This window comes from Paenibacillus sp. FSL M7-0656 (assembly GCF_038003225.1).
Taxonomy (GTDB): Bacteria; Bacillota; Bacilli; order Paenibacillales; family Paenibacillaceae; genus Paenibacillus; species Paenibacillus amylolyticus.
In genome coordinates this window covers 7013531-7034020 of record NZ_JBBOOT010000001.1, presented here as the reverse complement: position 1 = coordinate 7034020, position 20490 = coordinate 7013531, and the positions used below count along the sequence as shown (strand labels likewise).

Here is a 20490-nt window from a genome sequence, read left to right as displayed (position 1 = left end):
AACCGGGAGCTTCGCCCGGTTCAGGCACCGCGGGCACGTGCGGGCCCTTCACCTCCGGCAATAGCCCGGAGGGGAGGGGGCCCGCATAGGGCAGCAGGCTGCGCAGCCCTGCTGCCTCTGCGGCGGCGCTGCGCTGGAGCGCCGTGTAGCGCGCCGCCGCCGCGGATTGCGCCAGCAGCGCTGCGCGGCTGGCGTCCAGAGCCTGGAGCGCGGCTTCGCCTCGCGTTGCCAGCGCCTCCAGCATGCGGTCGGCCAGCATCATGGCCGACTTGCGATAGCGGGCCTCAATCTCGCCCCGCACATCTTTACTGAACTGAATCACATACTCTGGAGATACCTCTGCACTCGCACTGCGTTTCATCTCCAGCAGTGCCTCATCTACAGCAGGCAGTTCCGTATTGAGCGACTGCTCCCACTCCGCTCCCCATAGCTGATGGGATTCACCCAGCTGTCTAAGCATTGTACGAATATGTACCTCAACTTGTCCGGAAGCCTGATCCTGCAATAACCGCACCAGTTCAGAAGCACGACGTTGTTTCTCCTGCTCGGTTTTGCCACCTGAGAACAATAATCCTACCCTGAAACCTGGTTTGCGGCTCTCCAAATAGGCGGCAGCCGACGCACGAATATCCGCAGGAGTAAGATTTGCATTTGCCAGAAGAGGTTCCAGCTCTGCCCGGAATTTCTCACGCACTCGCGAAGGCCCGGTACGAATGTCTGCTGCTTGTTGATCAAGAAGCTCCAGCTCTCGTTCCAAGCGTTCAATTCCTTCCTTGCCACCAATCTCATCCAGCAGGGAATTCTCTTCGTCTTCACGTTTCTCGGCTTCTCTCGTCAAGTGTTGCTCCGTTACATGACTGGCCGAACTTGCCAAACTGTGCGTAATTAACGCTTCCTTCTCTTGCATCATGTGTCCAATGAGTTCCGGAAGCACATCCCACTGGTTATAGCGATGCTGCTTGTCGCGGAGGGAAGTAAACAACAGTCCGTCATATCTGACTTCCCAGGCCGCAAATATAGCTTCGACACCTTCGGTATATTGGTCAAAAGAGAGCTCACGCTCCCGATGCTTGTCGATCTGGTTCACGATCAAAAACAACGGTTTGCCCCAATCCGACAGACTCTTGGCAAATGAAAGGTTGGTCTCGGACTGGACATGGTTATAGTCCATGACATAGAACACCACATCCGCCAGATGGAGCGCGGAATGGGTTGCGAGACTATGTCCGCGATCTGTTGAATCCACACCTGGTGTATCCAGCAGGACAGCATCATCTTTCAGCAGAGGAATATCATCCCATACCTCAATTGAGCTATAAGCTCCACCATTTTTGCAATACGCCTCCAATTCCTCTGGAGAAACTTCAAGTGTTCCTGCTCCATTGTCAGCGCTTACGTTTGGAGTAGTATAAATAAGCGCTCTTGGCTTACCATTACGTATGGATACCACATTTGCACTTGTTGGAACGGGACTTGAAGGCAGCACCCGCTTACCGCATAAACTGTTGATGAGACTCGATTTGCCTGCAGAGAAATGACCACAGAACGCAATCGTCAGATGTTTCATTTCCGCCTTGCTGATTAAATCCGTTATAGCCTGTACAGCCGTATGGTCCCCTGTCTGCTCCATCGCTTCACGCAGCGGAAGCAGAGGTTTGGCCATTTCTTTTGGGTAATCTGTTCTGGACATGACTGGCCTTCCCCCTGGCTCCTCTAATTTGACATCCGTTTCGACGTCTATCTCTTTTACAACATTTATTTTAACATTATCAAGTTTGAATTTGAACGGTTGGAATTGAATATACATAAATGGACGTATAAGTTCTATAATCTAAAAAAAATAAAACCGAACAAGTCGGTTTTATCTGTAATACGTTTTATACTCGGTATTTAGCAAATGCTTACGCCAAGTGTCTGTTGCATGAATGCGATGTGATCACCTTAACCACAACGATCCTCATGACATTAATACAACAGAAACAATAGTGTAATCACTTCTTATGAAACTGCGTTCTCCATGGAAGGTAGCAAGATTTCAAATACTTGTCCATGTTGCAGAATTGTAATGTCTCTGCCTTTGTCTCTCATAACAACAACTTCGGGTTTAACGGACATACGCTCCAGATAATGTTCAGGCACGTCGCCAGAGTGGCTTACTGTGATACCTTCTACTTCTTTTTCTTCATTTTCAGCCATTTCCTGTTCAACGATTTGTTCAAAGATATCGGAGAAGGCCTCAAAATTGTCAGTGTACACGGAAATGCATTTCATGATTATTCATCCTTTTCTGCTCATTAATTTATTTTGCGTTTTCGGGTGGTGACACGTTCCTTATCTTTCCTGATTTGGGACGTTTTCATACGTTTTTTCCCTTCCCTGCATATGTCCAGCAATGGACAGATATGACACGCAGGGTTCTGTGCCTTGCAATGGTAGCGTCCAAAAAATATAAACCGGTGGTGAGTTAAAGTCCACTCGTCCCGGGGTACGCGCTTCATTAGTTTCTTTTCGACTTCAAGTACGGAGTCATCCCAACCTGCAAGCGCCAGCCGCTTGGATACACGTTCAACATGAGTATCTACCGCAATTGCCGGTACTCCAAACGCATTGGAAACAACTACATTCGCGGTTTTCCGCCCGACACCTGGTAGCGTCACAAGCTGATCATGTTCCTGCGGTACATCACCGCCATACTGCTCTATTAAAATTCGGCACATGTTCTGAATATGCTTGGCCTTGTTCCGGTACAAACCGATTCGCCGAATATCCTGTTCCAACTCTTCGAGAGGAACTGCCAGATAATCTGCTGGGCTTCTGTACTTCTGGAACAGATCTGCGGTTACCTTGTTCACCGTTTCATCGGTGCACTGGGCAGACAAAAGGACAGCTACCGTCAATTCAAATGCATTGCTGTGATTTAATTCGCAATGTGCATCAGGAAACATTGCTTCCATAGTTTCGAGTATATGTCTAACCGTCGCTGCATTCATGAAGAGCTACCTCCCACAAAATGACTCCACTCTGCGGAGCCTTACTTCGAAGCTTCATCCGAGTACTTTGCGGGGACCTCAAAAAGCTTGCAAAAAAAACGTCTTGATGCGGGAAAGATCCCGTATCAAGACGGTCATTCTTTTGATCCTCGAAAAGAAACGATTACTGTTTTTGAATCTCCAGAATAACATTGTTCAGGAGATACAATACAATATTATCATTATCTCTGAGAGATTGCACGCTTAAAGTATTGTCACCCTGGTGAACAAATACACTTGATCCGAGTGCAAAACGATAGTTTGTGTCTGCTGTCGTTTCCCGTTTAACCAAAATCTGGTTACCAACGCCATCATAAGACCAGAATTGTTTGCTCATGACAGTTAGTACTCTGAAGCGTGTGGAATTATCCGTATCTTTTGTCATTTCCACACGATCTCCGACCGTAAGACTAGTCAGTGAAGTTAATGTGGAGCCAGATTTTACGACTTTAACCGAACCGCTAACAGGCACGGTTTCAGTCTGGCCGTTAAACTGTTTGAGCGTTACAGATGAAGCATCCACCGCTGTAACCTCAGCCAGCGTACGCTTCACGACTTGAACCGCTTTTGGCGTAGCTCCTTCAAACGTTACATTAATCAGGTTGCCTGCTGTCAGTTGTGAAGGCGTGATCGTCTGACCACTCTCTCCTGTCAGTACGGCTTGATCCACGTAGAACTGACTTGTCAACAGATCGGATTTTACTCGAATACGACTATTTGCTTCCAAGGCAACCACTTCGAATTGAGCCACAGTGTTCAGTGAAACCTTCTGCACTACATCCTGATTTGCTCCAAGCGTTACGGTCACTTTGTCACCAATCTTCAAATCTCCCAGACTTGCGCCCGATTTGTTATAGATCTCAACCGTAGGTAAGGTAGTATAAGGCACTGTAATCGTCTGATTACCAGACAACACACTGATTTTTCTGCCCGTTGTGTCAATGTTGCTGATCGTACCTTCATACTTGTAAATCACTTTAACGGACAACGCACGTGTTCCCACATAGGTCAGATCCAATTTGCGACCATCATTTAAAATCGACTCCAGACCAGCGAGTGTAGGTTTGGTCGTATTGTAGTCCAGTTTGGTTTTTTCGTCCAATGTAAATACAAACGGTTTTTTGTTGTTGTCCAACACGGTAAGTACCTTTGTTTTGCTGTTGTAAGATACAACCGTTACCCCGTTCATAGGTTCCATTTGACGTCCAATCACCTGAATACGCGTTACCTGGTCTTCAGAGTTCAATGTCAACTCCACCTGATCCCCGTTCGTTGCATCCGTGATGAGATCATTCAGCGTTGCATCCTGAATGCCATTGATAATGACTTCTGGCTTTTCAATCAGCAGTTTCGCCTCAAGGGAACCCCCTTCACGTTTGAACGTTAACGTGGACTGGTTGCCACCGATCTCAACCAATGTTCCGCGCACAGATTGCTCCACACCTTGAGACAATGTGATAGTTTGCAAAACACTGTCCTTTACGGTGTATTTCACGGCACTGCCGGCTTTGAGATCAGCCACTGACATGATACGGTTTTGATATGTGATAAGCAGATTGTCATTGTATGCAAACTGCTCTGTTGCACCCGCTGCATTGACAAGTTTGATCGTTTTGCCAGAAGTGGATACTTCAGCAACTACGCCATTGTCACTCTTGTTAACAATGCCGGATTTCACACGAATAGCAACTGTTTTTTTGTCAGTCGAGAACGTCTCACGCTGTACTTCGATGATGCTATCTGCCGTAATATCGGACAGTTTGATTGCATTACCATTCTGATCGATGAATGCAGTTGCCTCATCATAACTGTACGTTTCGTAATTCTCGCCCACAAAGATACCAATTTTATTACCAGACAATGAACGTGCAAATGTACCTTCAACACTTTCCACCTGCGGTGTAGCATCAACAACTTCCACATAGGAAGCCCCACCTGCAGAACCTACAACCATAACTTTTGTATACAGCTTCACATCTGTGGCGGAAGCACGAGTTTCACTGTCTTTCGTAAAGTAAGGCGTACTGCTGTTCACTGCGAAGTTAACGGCTTTGCCGTCCACAACCAGCGTGATCTGCCCATCTTTCAATCCTGTCACATAACCCGTGGATGTGTTCGGGTACGTTGTATCCGTTAACGATTCACCACGACTGAAGAAGGTAGCCAGTTGAGCACGGGTTACGGAACCAGTTGGATTGAATTTGTTGCCTTCAACACCTTTGGCCAGATCCAGGCTAACAGCCAGATTGACATAACCTTTACCACTTTCGGAAATACTTGCATTATCAGCAAATCCGGTAGATTGATTGTTTTGTGCCTTCGCTTCAGCATCCTTGTCCAATGAACGGATTAACAATTTTGTAATCCATTCCCGTGAAGCCGGTTTTTGACCCCAGGAGGTCTTGGATACATCCACCGTTGATTCTTCCGTTTTGTCAATCAGTCCCAGTTGAAGTGCCAGCGCGACATATGGCTTGAAATAATTTCCCACTTCCATGTTTGTCGGTAATGCCGCAGCCGTGTCGGTATTCAACTGGCCCTCTTGATTCATAAAACGGATTGCCATTGTTACAGCTTCTTGCTGTGTTACCGCGTCTCCTGGACGGAACAGGCCGTTGTTACCGAGAAGAATACCTTGATATGCCAGTTTGTACACATGTTTCTCAGCCCAGTATCCGACCTTGATGTCACTGAACAAACCAGTTGGTGCAGCCGTATTTGTTATTGCAGCAGTCTGACCCTGCCCCGTTTCTGTTGATTCTGCTGCCATGGCAGCTCCGCCGGCGCTAAGGGCCATCATGCCTGCAAGCACGGCTGATACTACTTTTTTAGAGTGTGATGTATGGTTATATTTAAAAGTCACCTATGATTCCCCTCTCTCATGTAAAACGACCCATATTCCGTGGATTCCCGGTACAACAGCATGCTGTACAGCCTATTCGGATCTTGTCATTGGATGTTCAAGATCCACATGGCCCATCAGACTCTCCGTCTGCTGACCATCCACCAGTAAATCAAGTGATTTTATTTCATCAAACTGGAAGAACGTTTGTTTTAGAGCATCCAGTGCATAAGACTCTCCACCTGCTCCAAGACGTGCCGTATCTGGCATATGAATATCCAGCGTAAGAGCTCCATCCTTGAACTGAACAGACTTCAATTCAATTTCTTTAGACCACAGCGGAACCAGTTTAGCGTCTTTGCTCTGTTGCAGTGATTCAAAGGTAGCTTTATATTTGGCATCATCCGATGCGTATGAAATCTCTGCCGAAGCTTTGTGCAACTCCAGTTCTTCTTCATCCGTATAGAATACAGTGATCGTTTTCTTTTCATTACTTTCGGAAGTTGCCGGCTTCTCCGTAGACGTTTCGCTTGGCGGAGTAGTTGTAGTCTCTTCCTCCGAACTGCCTTCCGTCGATTCTGTAGGCGTTGTATTCTCTTCAGGCTCAGCAGTTACCGGTTCAGTAATTGTTTCGCCTTCAACCTCGGTTACATTGTTTTCAGTTCCTGCGCCTTGCGTCTGATTCGGAGCAGCTGTTGGCTTGCTTCCACATCCAGCAGCAACTGCCATAACCGTTACCAGCAAGGCTGCAATCCATATTTTCTTGTTCATTCTAACTCCGCCTCCTCAACATAAGGGCTTGTCCCTTATTTAATTCCCAGATACTCCTTGATTCCTGCAACAATCCCTTTGGCAACACTGTTCTGGAAACTCTCAGTGAACAGGGCTGCTTCGTCGCTCTTATTGCTAAGGAATCCACCTTCCAGCAGAACTGCTGGCATTGTCGTTTCACGGGTCACATGGAGACTTGCCGTTTTCACTCCACGATCTTTCAGTCCGGAAGACTGTAAAAGATACTTGTGCATCACTGTAGCAAGTGCTTTGCTGTTGGAGCGTGTATAGAATGTCTCTACACCGTTCGCAGCAGTAGGGCCACTGTTAGCATGAATGGAGATGAAAATATCCGCTTTTATGTCTTGTGCAATCTTCACACGTTCTTTCAATGCCAAAAATGTATCATCGCTGCGCGTTAACACAACGTCAATTTTGGATTCTTTTTTCAACAAGGCTTCCACTTTCAGAGCCATTGCCAGATTGAAGTCTTTTTCACGTTTACCAGTTACACCGATTGCCCCAGGATCCTGATCTCCGTGACCTGCATCGATAACGACAACTTTTTTGCCATTATTACCAACTGGAGGGGCAGGTGTACCACTTTGATTGTCGAGGTTAATCATAACCAGTCCGGAATCATTTTGCACACTGTACCCTTTTGAACTGGACAGATCGATTACAAAACGAATTGTAGATGGACTGTTGCTGTATAACGAGTAACGAATCTTCGACACATCCGGATAGCCGCTAACGACGAGTTGTCCATTCTCGTTGCTGTCTAGAGCCTGTCCTTCACTGAACGAATCAGCAAATGCGGTATTCGGCAAGTCTATAACGATTCGATCTGGTCCTGTCATCGTGAAGACGTTCGGCTTCGTACTTCCGCTTGTTGCAATCATGAAGCGGTTGTCGCTGAAGCTGATGCCGTTCACCAGTACAAGACCTTCTTGATCCGATCCTCCGCCTTCATTGCCAGAGTTCGGAGGTGTGGTTGTCCCGTTTCCGGAACCTGAATTCTGGGTAACTAATGTTACCGTCTTCGTGGTATTGTTCCAACCCACCTTAAGACCCATTTCCTCACCAATAAATCGGAGAGGTACGAGCGTAGTACCATTTTTCACGAGTGGCGGGGCATCCAAGTTTACGTTACTGCCGTTCACCGTTGCCGTCTTCTGTCCAACAATCATCTGCATGGCAGTGTTGTCTTTGCTAATAGTCACTGTTTGCGTTTGCTGCTTCCACTCCACGCTATATCCAAGATTTTCGGACACAACCCGGATCGGAACCATCACCTTGCTGTTGATAATTTCCGCTTTTGTATCCGATGGCTGTACGATTTCTTTTCCGTCTAGGATAATTTTCGTGTCTGTTGCTGCGTGACTATAGCCCGGGAATACGAGCCCAAAGACAAATAACAGTACCAAAAAACCGAACTTCTTCATCCTTCACCCCTACCATTCTCATATTTTTTTGCCGCATGTTGTCATTTTCCAACTCCGACTGACCGCTTGGGCATTACCAGACACCTATTAGACGCCCCTCGCTCTCAAAAGTTGCGAATATATTCCAACATAACAGAAAAAAAAACGTTGTCAGATCAAGCTTTTTTTACATTTTAATGTCTTGTTTTTTCCTTATTTATCAAATATACATCTCTAAACAACGTAATACCCTAACCTTCATATTTGCGCACAATTCAATTTACAGTCCCAAAAATTCAACAATTCCGTCCACAATCGCCTGTGCACATTTGTCTTGGTATTCTTCCGTGAGCATGACTGCTTCATCTGTAGGGTTACTTAAAAAACCAAGTTCAAGTAACACAGCAGGCATGGTTGTTTCACGCGTCACATGCAGACTAGCCGTTTTAACCCCACGATCCTTGAGTCCTGTTACCGGTAACACATATTTGTGAAGAGTGTCAGCCAAAGTTTTGCTTTCTTTACGACTGTAGAGCGTTTCAATGCCGTTTGGTACCGGTGTAGTGAATTTGTTTCCATGAATGGATACAAAAACATCTGCCTGATTCAATTCAGCAATATCCACACGCTGTTTGAGCGAAAGTTCTGTATCATCCTGGCGTGTAATGACCGTTTGAATATTTGGGTATTTTTGAAGGGTTGCCTGTACCTTCAGTCCTACAGCCAGATTAAAATCCTTCTCATAAGCTCCTGACAAACTCACTGCACCCGATTGACGACCACCATGTCCCGGATCAATAACCACAATCGTTTTTCCATCATTGGTAGGTACTGCCGGTTGGCTTGTCGGTTCTCCACTCGTGGCTGTCAGGTCAACGAGCAAGACATTGTTATCTCCAACAGACCATTTGGCTGTAGCCGTCTGATTCATATCCAGAACGACACGCACGGTAGAAGGCGATTTACTGAACATGGCATACCGAACTTTGGAAACTATGGATGAATCCGTAACGAGAATCTGTCCACTCCCATCCGGGTTAGAGGCTTGTCCCTGAATGAATTCCTCAGAAAATGTCGCTGAAGGCAGATCAACAATAATTCGGTCTGGCCCATCAATACTGGATACTTTGGGGCTAATATTACCGTTTGTTGCTACAATCAAGCGATCACCGCTGAAGCTGATGCCTTGAAGTTCTGTCAAACCATCCGGGACAGGTGCCTCGACGGGGTCACTGTCACCTTCCGTTTCAACTACGGGAGGAATACTAAATAGGCTTACTGTCTTGGTTCCATTGTCCCAGCCAACACGCAGACCCATGCCTTCCCCAACAAAGCGTAACGGAACAAGCGTAGTTCCCTTTTTGATCAGTGGGGGCGAATCCAAGTTCACCACGTTTCCATTCACTGTAGCTGCATCTTTGCCAGCTGTCATTTGAATCATGCTGTTTCCTTTTTGAACCTGGACTGACTGAGTTTCCTTCTCCCACTTCACCTTATAACCCAGGTTCTCGGATACAATTCGAATTGGAACCATGACCGTTTTCCCGATATTCTCTGCAGGTGCACCCGTCTGCTGGTTAATGGTTACACCGTCGAGTACAATCGAGGGAGTGGTGTCTGCATGGGCCATGACTGGGAATAAACATAGGAACAGAAGAAAAACGACTGCTGCCGACCATTTTTTCATAACTCATCCACCATTCTTTTTGTCTTTTGAACATCCGACCTGATTCTCTGCAGCGTAACATCAATGACAATATGTAACCTTCCATAATCTACTAATCAGTTTATCAGATATTGTCTGATCATCCGGTTACAACGTTGTCATATTTAGTCGGAAACAGAGTGGCAAAAAGGTGACTTTCTCCATTCGTCCAGTTCCCAAAATCATATGGAAATTACATTCCTCATCCATTTTTGCTATGCTGAGTTCAAATACTTGAATACAGGAGATTGAGACTTGATGCCTAAAATACTGATCGTGGACGATGAAGCAGATCTTCGAAAGCTACTGACTGATTATTTTGAAATTAACGGATACTCCGTGATGACGGCCAAGGACAGCAGGGAAGCGCTGCGGAAAGTGGAAAAACAACCCGATCTCGTTTTGTTAGATATCAACATGCCTGAACAGAACGGCCTTCAATTATGTGAAAAAATTCGCGACTTTGTCTCTTGCCCGATCTTATTCTTAACGGCTCGAATCGAAGATGCTGATAAAATAGCAGGATTTCGTGCCGGAGGCGATGACTATATCCTGAAACCTTTCAGCATTCGCGAGTTGGGCGCCAGGGTCGAAGCACATATACGCAGGGAACAACGAATCCAAACTAAATCTTCGGTAAGGTTTAACAATGAATTGGTCATTGATTATACGGCCAGGGAGCTTTACTACCTGGATAAGCGAATTTCACTGCCCAAAAAAGAGTTTGATATTGTCGAATTGCTGTCCACGCATCCTGATATGGTGTTTGGAAAGGAACGCATATACGAAAAGATTTGGGGCATGGACGAGCAAGGTGACAGTAACGTCATCGCAGAGCATATCCGGCGAATTCGCTACAAATTAAAGGAATACGGCTGTGATAATCAAATCGAGACCGTTTGGGGAGTAGGGTACAAATGGCCAAGTTCATGACTAGACTCCTGTTTTTAAAGCGATTGTCCTTGCTACAATCTTTTATGCTGTTGTGTGTGGTCACACTCATTGCCGTGCTTGCCGTTATAACTTTGGAGTTTGCTTGGGCGGAGAACCTGCGGCTGCGTTTCGGAGAAACGGATTGGGTGATGCCCTCCCTCGTCATGGCGGTTCTGCTCACCGTAGCGACTGGTATTGTCACCATGGCCGTTCTATTTTACAGATGGAAGCTAAAACGTCCGCTGGAGCTATTAAAACGAGCATCCAAGAACATTTCGGCCAACGATCTAGACTTCAGCATTTCCTATGACAGCCAGGATGAGATGGGCGAGCTGATCGCGCTATTTGAAAACATGCGCTCACAATTGGAAAAAAACCTTAAGACACTTTGGCGTTCGGTTGAAGAGCGCAAGCAGATCAATGCTATTTTTGCCCATGATCTGAGAACACCCCTGTCCGTGTTAAAAGGAAACGCCGAGCTTCTCTCCACCTATCTTCCTGAGAAGAAGTTGTCGGAAGAAAAGGTGCTGGACTTGATCCATACTATGAACCTTCACATCTTGCGTCTGGAGAGTTATGCAGAGGCCATGAACTCCATTCAGAGGCTGGAGGATGTGCCGTTGAACTTCCAATCGATGGATACGATCTCATTGACGGCTTTGCTGGATGGCAGCGCTGAACAAATCGCGAAACAGTTCGGTATTCGTTTCGTCTCATCCGTGGAATATGATAATGCCTCAGTACATGTAGATCCCTATCTCGTCATGCAGATTTTCGAGAATATAGTGGCTAATGGGGCGAGATACGCAGCCAGTCAAGTGAACGTTCACTATGACGTTCAGGGAGGCATTATGAAGATTACCGTCTCAGAGGACGGTACTGGTTTCTCTGAGGAAGCCCTGAGTAAGGCTATGCTCCCTTTTTACCGAGGCGAAGTATGGGATGCAAGCGAACATCGCGGGCTGGGCCTTTACGTTTGCAAGGTATTTTGCGAAAAACATGAAGGTAGTCTTCGGATTGCAAACGGTCCTAACGGAGGTGGAAGCGTCACGGCAAGTATTGGGACCCGAGTTGATAAATAGTTGAAAATGATCTGATAACATCTCCTTATCTTGAATTCAAGGAGTGTTATCATGCTAAAACTGAAAAAAAGAATGTATATCACAATTAGCTGCTTGTTGTTATGTACCGCGTGGGCGTCCCCCTTATCCGCCGATGAAGCCAGAGACAGGACAGAAGTGCTGCAGGAGATCGACGAATATATGAATCGGAGCATGAAGGCCAATTACATTAAGGCTGCTTCACTGGCGATTGCCAATAACGATGAGGTCTTTTACGCAAAAGGCTACGGGACATTGGCGGACGGCCAGGTTACGGGCAACACCCCTTTTCCCATTGCTTCACTAAGCAAGTCCTTTACTGCATTAGCCGTTCTGCAGCTGGTGGACAAGGGTCAGATCGACTTGGATGCGACTTACGCTTCCTATTTTCCAGAGCTTTCTCCACAGGACCCCTACGTTCTTGATATCACGGTCCGTCATTTACTGAATCAGACAAGTGGTCTCAATGACAAGATTAATCCCGATATGACAAAGACTCCGCAATTCCAATCACTGGCTGAAGCGAACCAATTATTAAACACGGTTCAACTTGCCCATATCCCCGGAACAGCCTACAGCTATCATAATCCCAATTACGTGCTGCTGGCGAACCTCGTGGAAAGTGTTAGCGGAGAGCGCTTTTCGGATTATCTGAAAAAACATATTTTTGAACCGTTAGGAATGAATCATACCTTCAGTGTCAATACAACGCAGCAATTCTATGAGAATAATACTATCCCGCTAGGATATTACCTGAGCTTGGGACGCGCTATAAGTCAATCCGAACCGCTTTGGTTCATTGAGGGTCCCGCCGGCATCGTTTCAACCGCAGAGGACATGTCCCTATGGATGCTTTCCCAATATAATGGCCGCCTCGTTTCCCCTGTGCTGATGAAACAATATCATGCCTCAGGAGCGATCGGTCCGTACGGCATGGGCTGGCTTGCAAACCAAGATGCGTCTAACGGCCAAACGATCTCCCACAGCGGCATTTTCTGGACCTACAAGTCCGAAGAACAGGTTTATTTGAACGAGCAAATGGGCATTGCCGTAATGTTTAATTCTGGTATAAACGCTTATGTGAATTACTCGGCATTTATTGATGGAATAGCGGATATTATGAGGGGACAGGAACCCCAAACCTCTTTTGTAAACGGTCGGAATATGGAAACGATTATGATTGCGCTGATCGTCGCTACGCTTGCATGGGGCATCTACGGCTATTCTCGCATACTTCGGAACTACCACCGCCTAACGATCAGCAAATTGATTATGATCACGGTTGGTAGACTGATCCCGGTTCTAATTCTCTTATCTCTGTCCCCCTTGGTTACGTTTATCGGCGGAGGACGTGTGCTGCCTTGGTTTGGCATCTGGACTACCCTATCAACTCCAATCATATGGCTTATGGTATGGTCACTTGTGAATTTCGTGCATTTGGCTTGTTATATCTATGTCTATTTTCAAAATACAAAAAACGACCCTTTGGAGTTACCTCAATAATCGATTTTTAGGTTCTCTATTTAGTCAGCTGTTATTGTATCTGTTGAAGTATTCGGTCAAGAAAAATCAGGAGTTCTATGTATAGCTGACTTATTAAGCTAATTTACTTCTGGAACTACAAAAAGCTTCTGTCTCACCGATGGGAACAAGGTCCCTTGGGCGAGGCAGAAGCTTTCTGTTATGCAATACTTTAACGATTAACCGAACAGTTTTGCCGCGTGGCGTTGTTCGTAAGCAGCGATTTCATCATCATGTTGAAGAGTCAGACCGATATCATCCAATCCTTGCAACAGGAATTGACGACGGTGCTCATCCAGATCAAAATCGATATGCAGTCCGTATGCATCAGTAATCGTTTTGTTTTCCAGATTTACATTCATCTCATAGCCTTCATGTGTCGCTGTACGTTGGAACAAGTCTTCAACTTGCTCTTCTGACAACTTGATTGGCAAAATTCCGTTCTTAAAGCAGTTATTATAGAAGATGTCTGCATAAGATGGAGCGATGACACAACGGAATCCATAGTCCAAAATCGCCCATGGCGCATGCTCACGGGAAGATCCACAGCCAAAGTTGGCACGTGAGATCAGGATGGATGCCCCTTCATAACGAGGTTTGTTCATTTCGAAGGAAGCATTATTGTTGCCCTCTTCATCAAAACGCCATTCATAGAACAAAAATTGTCCAAATCCGGTACGTTCAATCCGTTTCAGGAACTGTTTCGGAATGATTGCGTCTGTATCTACATTGACCCGGTCTACCGGTGCAACGATGCCTTGTAATGTTTTGAATTCTTCCATATTAAACGTTCTCCCTTCTGTCTGTTATAGATTAGATCGCTGCTTCTGTTTTGAAATTCCAGTCCCGTACGTCCACAAAGTGGCCCTTAACCGCTGCTGCTGCTGCCATTGCTGGAGATACCAGATGCGTACGTCCTCCGCGTCCTTGGCGTCCTTCAAAGTTACGGTTGGACGTCGAAGCACAACGTTGACCTGGCTTCAATACATCCGGGTTCATTGCCAGACACATACTGCATCCCGCATCACGCCATTCAAATCCAGCTTCCGTAAAGATTTTATCCAAACCTTCTTGTTCAGCCTGAATTTTAACACGTCCTGAGCCTGGTACAACAATTGCTGTAACCTGACTGGATACCGTGTGACCTTTAGCCACTTGTGCTGCTGCACGCAGATCTTCGATCCGTCCGTTGGTGCAAGAACCGATAAATACATAATCAATTGGAATCTCGGCGATTGGTGTTCCCGGTTCAAGTCCCATATATTCAAGCGCTTTTTCAGCCGCTTTACGTTCGTTTTCTGTAGGCAATTCAGCCGGAACAGGAACTTTCGAAGAAATGTCGGTTCCCATACCTGGGCTTGTTCCCCATGTCACTTGCGGAATCAATGTCTCTACATCGATTTCAACCATATGGTCGAACTCGGCACCTTCATCGGTTACAAGCTGTTTCCAACCTGCTACAGCTTCGTCGAATTTGGCATCCGCTGGTACGTATTCACGTCCACGCAGATATTCAAATGTTGTTTCATCCGGAGCGATCAATCCTGCTCTTGCTCCACCTTCGATGGACATGTTGCAGACCGTCATACGCTCTTCCATGCTCAACTCACGGATGGATTCGCCTGTGTACTCAATAACATAACCTGTTGCAAAGTCTGTACCGTATTTGGCGATGACTGCGAGGATCATGTCTTTTGCGGTTACACCCGGGTTACGTTTGCCGACAAAACGAACTTCCATCGTTTTGGCTTTTGCTTGTTGCAAACATTGAGTTGCCATAACGTGCTCAACTTCACTTGTTCCGATTCCGAATGCCAGTGCGCCAAACGCACCGTGTGTGGATGTATGACTGTCACCACATACAATCGTTTTACCCGGGTGAGTCAGACCCAGTTCAGGTCCCATAACGTGTACAACGCCTTGATCAATCGTGTCCAGATCATACAATTTCACGCCGAAATCACGGCAGTTTTGCGAAAGTGTATCAATTTGTTGTTTGGAGATAGGATCTGTAATGTTGAAACGGTCTTTCGTTGGAACGTTGTGGTCCATTGTTGCAAATGTCAGTTCAGGGCGACGAACTTTACGTCCACTGAGACGAAGACCTTCAAATGCCTGTGGAGAAGTTACTTCGTGCACCAGATGCAGATCGATATACAGAATGCTTGGTTTGCCTTCTTCTTGATGAATTACGTGATTTTCCCAAATTTTCTCAAACATCGTTTTTTTACTCATCATTTTCACCTCATTATAAGTTCGGTCCTTGGAAGAGCCTCTGTTTTCTTTAAAAAGTGAAGCTCTTGAATGACATAAATATATCACCCTGTCCTTCATTGTTCCAAGATATAATATCTATAGATGTAATAGGTTTAACCTATAATGAGAGAAAGACAAATAAACCACTGCTCGTCGCAGAGGTTTCAATTGATAACAATTATCATTATCAGATAAGTCTTATACTACGTTTCCGCTGCTTCGCTGTCAATGCTTTTTATCTAGAACATAAAAAAACAGCCCTGAATCCAGAGCTGCTTTGCTAGTTTCTGTTATGAAATGAACATTATCATATCAACACCTTCTTATAGAGAGTGCTTGTCCGACTACTGTATTACAAACCGTTTTTTGCAATCACATCTTTGTACCAATAGAAACTCTTCTTTCGTTTTCTCTCCAGTGTTCCATTGCCGTCATTATCCTGATCTACATAAATAAAGCCATATCGTTTCTCCATCTCTGAAGAAGAATAACTAATCAGATCAATTACTCCCCAACTGGTATAGCCGAGCAGTTCAACACCGTCCAGAATCGCCTCATGCATCTGTTCAATGTGAGAGCGAAAATAATCAATACGATAATCATCCTGAATGCTACCATCCGCTTCAATCGTGTCTACCGCCCCAATTCCATTTTCAACGATAAACAAAGGCACCTCGTAACGACTATACAGTTCATTCAGTGAGATACGCAGACCTACCGGGTCAATCTGCCAGCCCCAATCATTCGTTTGCAGATACGGGTTCTTCACCCCTCCAGTTGTATTGCCACTCACCTGCTCCAATCGGTCGCCATCCACACTTGATACGAGGGACATATAATAACTGAATGAGATAAAGTCCACAGTGTGTACTTTCAGAATCTCTTCATCCCCCTCAAGCATATCCAGGTTAATCCCTTTTTCGGCAAAAAACCTCTTCGTAAAGTACGGATACGCTCCACGCACCTGTACGTCCGTAAACATAAGATTGAATTGATTATCCCGAGAAGCAACAAGTACGTCTTCGGGATTACATGTATGAGCGTACGTTGTCAGTTTGGTAAGCATACATCCGATCTGGGAACCGGGAATGATCTCATGACAGTATTTCACTGCGAGTGCACTCGCTACAAATTGATGGTGTAACCCCTGATATACAGCCTGCTCCACATTTTCGAAACGCTCCGGAACAATACCACCACTCGTAAACGGATGGCGAACAATGCTGTCAATTTCATTAAATGTAATCCAATACTTCACTTTGTCCTTATAACGGGTGAACACGGTTTTGCAAAAGTGAACAAAATACTCGACGACTTTCCGATCCGTCCATCCACCATGGTGATTCACCAGATACATCGGCATCTCATAATGCGACAACGTAATTAATGGTTCAATCCCTTGTTTCAGCATGCCATCAATAACGCGGTCATAGAACTGCAAACCGGCTTCATTCGGCTCTGTTTCGTTGCCATTCGGGAAAATTCGGGTCCAAGCAATAGATAAGCGCAACGTTTTGAGACCCATCTCCCCAAACAGGGCCAGATCCTCCTCATAGCGGTGGTAAAAATCAATGCCTCTGCGTTTCGGATATTCTCTGTCCGAGGTAGACTCCATCGCAGTTTTGATCTGTTCTTCATTGATCGCATTATGCTTTTTATACTCACTCTTGGCTACACCTTTTCGATAGATAGCAATGTCGGCTGTAGACAGACCTTTGCCATCGACATTCCACGCTCCTTCTGCCTGATTGGCAGCAATCGCTCCTCCCCATAGAAAATCTTCTGGAAACGTTCTTGTTGTATTGGTCATTGTGTATTCCTCCTTGGATTATCTCTGTAACTCTTTGATTCTTGCTCAATTGCGACTCATGACCCGATTGATATGAATAATCAAATACATCATCTCTTCATTGGAGATCGTATGTTCAAACCGAGCTTCAATATAATCCTTGATTAGCAATACGCAGGCTTCCTCCTGCGGATATTTATTCGCGATCTGCTCAAAGAGCTCATGATCCTGCGTGTTTAACGTTTTATGTTCAAAAAGCCGTTGAATGAAAAACTGCAAATGGGTCAAAAAGCGTGAATAGTTGATGCTGTGTGTATCCAGCTCCACGTGATAGTGAATTTTGATAATATTGAGTACATCCTTGACGGTATTGGTCATCATCATGACCTGATTCATATTGTCATCATTCTGCTGCGCATTAACGAGATGAAAGGCAATATTCGCCGCTTCCTCTTCAGGCAGGGAGAGTCCAAGCTGTTTTTGAATGAGAGACAGACCATGCAACCCGATGCTGAACTCCTGCGGATAGAACTTTTTCACTTCCCACAACATTCGGTTCTGGATCGTCATATTGTCCTTGAATCGCTTCATGGCCATATACAGATGATCCGTTAATGCGACATAGAGATGATCACTCAGATGGCGGGACAATGTATGTTTGGCATGGGAGATGATTTCATCAGCCAGAATCAGATATTCTTTTGGCGTTTCCTTCATCAGGGCGGTGAGATCCGAAGAGATCGTTTCATTTTCAAGGACATAGATCTTCTCGATCTCATCCTCCCCCACGACATCTCCCGGTTTGCTCCTGTAGCCGATGCCCTTTCCCATCACAATAATTTCCTTGTCATCCTCACCACGTCTGGCAAGAACAATGCTCGAATTCAGTATTTTTATGACTTCCATATCAGGCTGCCTGCCTTTCATTCATATTTCAGCGGAGTTATAACACCGTAATTAATGGTTTCCCCGGTCCTGTTGTCGCCGCAGTTTCATTGCCCAGTATCTCCAGATAATCTGATGAATTGGTCACAATTACAGGGGTCGTCGTGTCATAACCTGCCGCTTGTATAGCTTCAAGATCAAATTCAATGAGGAGTTGACCATGAGAGATCTGTTCTCCTTCATTCACTTTTACATCAAAATGCTGGCCTTTCAGTTTCACCGTATCCAATCCGACATGAATCAGAATTTCTACACCTTCTACCGATCTCAGACCGATGGAATGTTTGGTACGGAACACCGTCTCAACGGTACCATCAAACGGGGCAAACACCTTGCCAACACTTGGCTGAATGGCCATACCTTGTCCCATGGCTTCTTGCGAGAAGGCCTCGTCCTTCACCTCTCTTAATGGCAGAACTTTACCTTCCAATGGAGCAAAAACGATCTTTTTCGATTTGATCCCTTTGGATGGCTGGATTTCAGATTCGCCTCTCGCTTTGTTTGTAGGACTGCCTGCTATCGACACTGCTGTTGGAACAACATCCTGAAATCCAATGACATATACAGCGACAAACGCGACAATGGCAGAGATCAGCATGGTAATGATCGCATAGATAATATTCATATGATCTTCACTGATAAACATAGGCATAGATGCAATCCCCGGACCCACGGCAGCATATGCCTTGAGATTCACGATACCTGCGAACAACCCAGCGACTCCGGCGCCGATCATGCAGGCAAACAGCGTTTTCTTGAGCCTTAAATGTACACCGTACAGAGCAGGTTCCGTGATACCGAATACACCTGAAATTCCTGCAGACAAAGCGACTTGTTTCAGCTTGATGTCTTTGGTTTTGAATGACACCGCCAGTGCGCCTGCTCCCTGCGCCATATTGGATGCCAGCATCGCGACCAGCACCAGTGTTTCATATCCAGGTGAAGCCAAGGCTGCGAAAATAATGGGATAAAATACTTTATGCATACCGAACATGACAATCAGAGGCATCAGTATAGCCATAATGACAACGGTCAACCATCCAATCTTATCCTGAATCCAATAGATCAGGTTGGACATTCCCGTTCCGAGATACATCCCCAGAGGTCCAAGTACAATCAGGGCAACTGGAGCAACAATGAGAATAACAATCAAAGGTTTAAGGAAAATTTTGACCGGTCCTGGTGAGATCTTGTCCGCGAACTTTTCAATGTAAGACATGAACCAGACCGTTAAAATAATCGGTACCACGGATGTCGCATATTGAACGGATGCAACAGGTATGCCAATAAAGGACACCGGATCTTCACCGCCAAGCAGACCAATCATATTCGGGTGTAACATGATTCCACCAAACAGAACGGCAACAAAGGGGTTCGTTTTAAATCTATTTGCACTGGAATAGGCCAGTAGAATCGGAAGAAAGTAAAAGGCAGCATCAGACATGACACTCAAAACGGTATATGTCTGGCTCTCTTTAGACATCAGGCCGGTCACGGTCGCCAGTAGCAAAAGTGCCTTAAGCATGCCCGAGGCAGCAATGGCTGGGATAATAGGTTGGAAAATGCCTGCAATGACACTGGCAAAAGTATTAAACAGTCCTTTGGGGCTATAATCCGCTTTTTGTTTCTCCTGAATTTCGTTTGATTGCCGAGTATCCATCATCTTGGCAAGTTCATTGTAGACGTACGCGACGTCATTACCGATAATAACCTGATATTGTCCGCCGCTATTCACTGCGCCAATAACACCATCAAGGCTCTTAATTTCTTGGGTCTTCGCCATATCCGGATTCTTCAGGGTAAGTCTGAGCCTGGTAGAGCAATGAATTAACGTGTTGATATTATCATTGCCACCGACCAGCTCCATAATCGATTGGGCTAATTGTTTGTAATTCATGGTGCACCTCCGTTTCTTGATGGGAACAAAAAAAGACCTAAAAAGGGTAGGAAAAGAGAAACTCTTCCCACCCAATCTAGGTCTTGCCTGCCGAACAGTAACACGCCATCGTTGGATGAATGTTATTCAATTATATGAACGAAAAAGAATATGAACATTTGAAATGGTTCTGTGCTAACACTTGAAACTGGTACACATGAAAACGTTGATTTTGTTTTACCCGGGTAAGTGGTTCTTATTAAGCGTTTTCAAAATCAGTATAGCAACTCTTCTGACGG

Annotated in this window: 15 protein-coding genes; 3 read left to right on the top strand and 12 right to left on the bottom strand. The window is 45.5% G+C overall.

Going from position 1 to position 20490, the window contains the following annotated elements; translation table 11 throughout:
* From MHI01_RS30890 to MHI01_RS30860, 7 genes are all read right to left on the bottom strand, one after another.
* On the bottom strand, positions 1–1690 hold a 1690-nt coding region (locus MHI01_RS30890), incomplete at its 3' end, for a dynamin family protein (protein WP_340984808.1).
* 308 nt (positions 1691–1998) lie between these two features.
* Positions 1999–2271 carry a hypothetical protein gene (locus tag MHI01_RS30885; RefSeq protein WP_017687779.1) on the bottom strand — a complete coding sequence of 91 codons (273 nt, stop codon included), beginning with the start codon at positions 2269–2271 and terminating at the stop codon, positions 1999–2001.
* Positions 2272–2294: 23 nt separating this feature from the next.
* Positions 2295–2990 carry an endonuclease III gene (gene nth / locus MHI01_RS30880; protein ID WP_036607558.1) on the bottom strand — a complete coding sequence of 232 codons (696 nt, stop codon included), beginning with the start codon at positions 2988–2990 and terminating at the stop codon, positions 2295–2297.
* A 163-nt stretch (positions 2991–3153) separates the two neighbouring features.
* Positions 3154–5892, bottom strand: a complete 2739-nt coding sequence (locus tag MHI01_RS30875; protein WP_340984806.1) for an S-layer homology domain-containing protein — start codon at positions 5890–5892, stop codon at positions 3154–3156.
* A gap of 72 nt (positions 5893–5964) precedes the next feature.
* Positions 5965–6642, bottom strand: coding sequence for a GerMN domain-containing protein (locus MHI01_RS30870; protein WP_340984805.1), 678 nt, complete (start codon positions 6640–6642; stop codon positions 5965–5967).
* 35 nt (positions 6643–6677) lie between these two features.
* Complete coding sequence (locus MHI01_RS30865; protein ID WP_340984804.1) at positions 6678–8087, bottom strand: N-acetylmuramoyl-L-alanine amidase family protein; 1410 nt, start codon at positions 8085–8087, stop codon at positions 6678–6680.
* A 259-nt stretch (positions 8088–8346) separates the two neighbouring features.
* A complete protein-coding gene (locus MHI01_RS30860; protein ID WP_340984803.1) occupies positions 8347–9753 on the bottom strand; it encodes an N-acetylmuramoyl-L-alanine amidase family protein in 1407 nt (468 codons plus the stop codon).
* Between the two features lie 276 nt (positions 9754–10029).
* Here MHI01_RS30860 and MHI01_RS30855 point away from each other — a divergent pair, with 276 nt between their 5' ends.
* Genes MHI01_RS30855 through MHI01_RS30845 form a run of 3 tightly spaced genes read left to right on the top strand, consistent with a single transcriptional unit; the run spans position 10030 to position 13307 of the window.
* A complete protein-coding gene (locus tag MHI01_RS30855) occupies positions 10030–10704 on the top strand; it encodes a response regulator transcription factor (RefSeq protein ID WP_036607568.1) in 675 nt (224 codons plus the stop codon).
* Positions 10689–11786, top strand: coding sequence for a HAMP domain-containing sensor histidine kinase (locus tag MHI01_RS30850; RefSeq protein WP_340984802.1), 1098 nt, complete (start codon positions 10689–10691; stop codon positions 11784–11786). The genes MHI01_RS30855 and MHI01_RS30850 overlap by 16 nt, the downstream gene beginning before the upstream one ends.
* 51 nt (positions 11787–11837) lie before the next feature.
* Complete coding sequence (locus tag MHI01_RS30845; protein WP_340984801.1) at positions 11838–13307, top strand: serine hydrolase domain-containing protein; 1470 nt, start codon at positions 11838–11840, stop codon at positions 13305–13307.
* Between the two features lie 197 nt (positions 13308–13504).
* Here the strand turns inward: MHI01_RS30845 and leuD are convergent, their stop codons facing one another.
* From leuD to MHI01_RS30820, 5 genes are all read right to left on the bottom strand, one after another.
* Positions 13505–14107: a 3-isopropylmalate dehydratase small subunit gene (gene leuD / locus MHI01_RS30840; RefSeq protein WP_036607574.1), complete on the bottom strand. Its 603-nt coding sequence runs from the start codon at positions 14105–14107 to the stop codon at positions 13505–13507.
* 31 nt (positions 14108–14138) lie between these two features.
* Entirely contained in the window at positions 14139–15560 is a 1422-nt protein-coding gene (gene leuC / locus MHI01_RS30835) for a 3-isopropylmalate dehydratase large subunit (RefSeq protein WP_074095602.1), read from the bottom strand.
* 373 nt (positions 15561–15933) lie between these two features.
* Positions 15934–17391 carry a glycoside hydrolase family 1 protein gene (locus MHI01_RS30830; protein WP_091017958.1) on the bottom strand — a complete coding sequence of 486 codons (1458 nt, stop codon included), beginning with the start codon at positions 17389–17391 and terminating at the stop codon, positions 15934–15936.
* A gap of 45 nt (positions 17392–17436) precedes the next feature.
* Entirely contained in the window at positions 17437–18276 is an 840-nt protein-coding gene (licT, locus tag MHI01_RS30825; RefSeq protein WP_036671969.1) for a BglG family transcription antiterminator LicT, read from the bottom strand.
* Positions 18277–18313: 37 nt separating this feature from the next.
* Positions 18314–20212: a beta-glucoside-specific PTS transporter subunit IIABC gene (locus MHI01_RS30820; protein ID WP_100527258.1), complete on the bottom strand. Its 1899-nt coding sequence runs from the start codon at positions 20210–20212 to the stop codon at positions 18314–18316.
* Between the last annotated feature and the right edge of the window lie 278 nt (positions 20213–20490).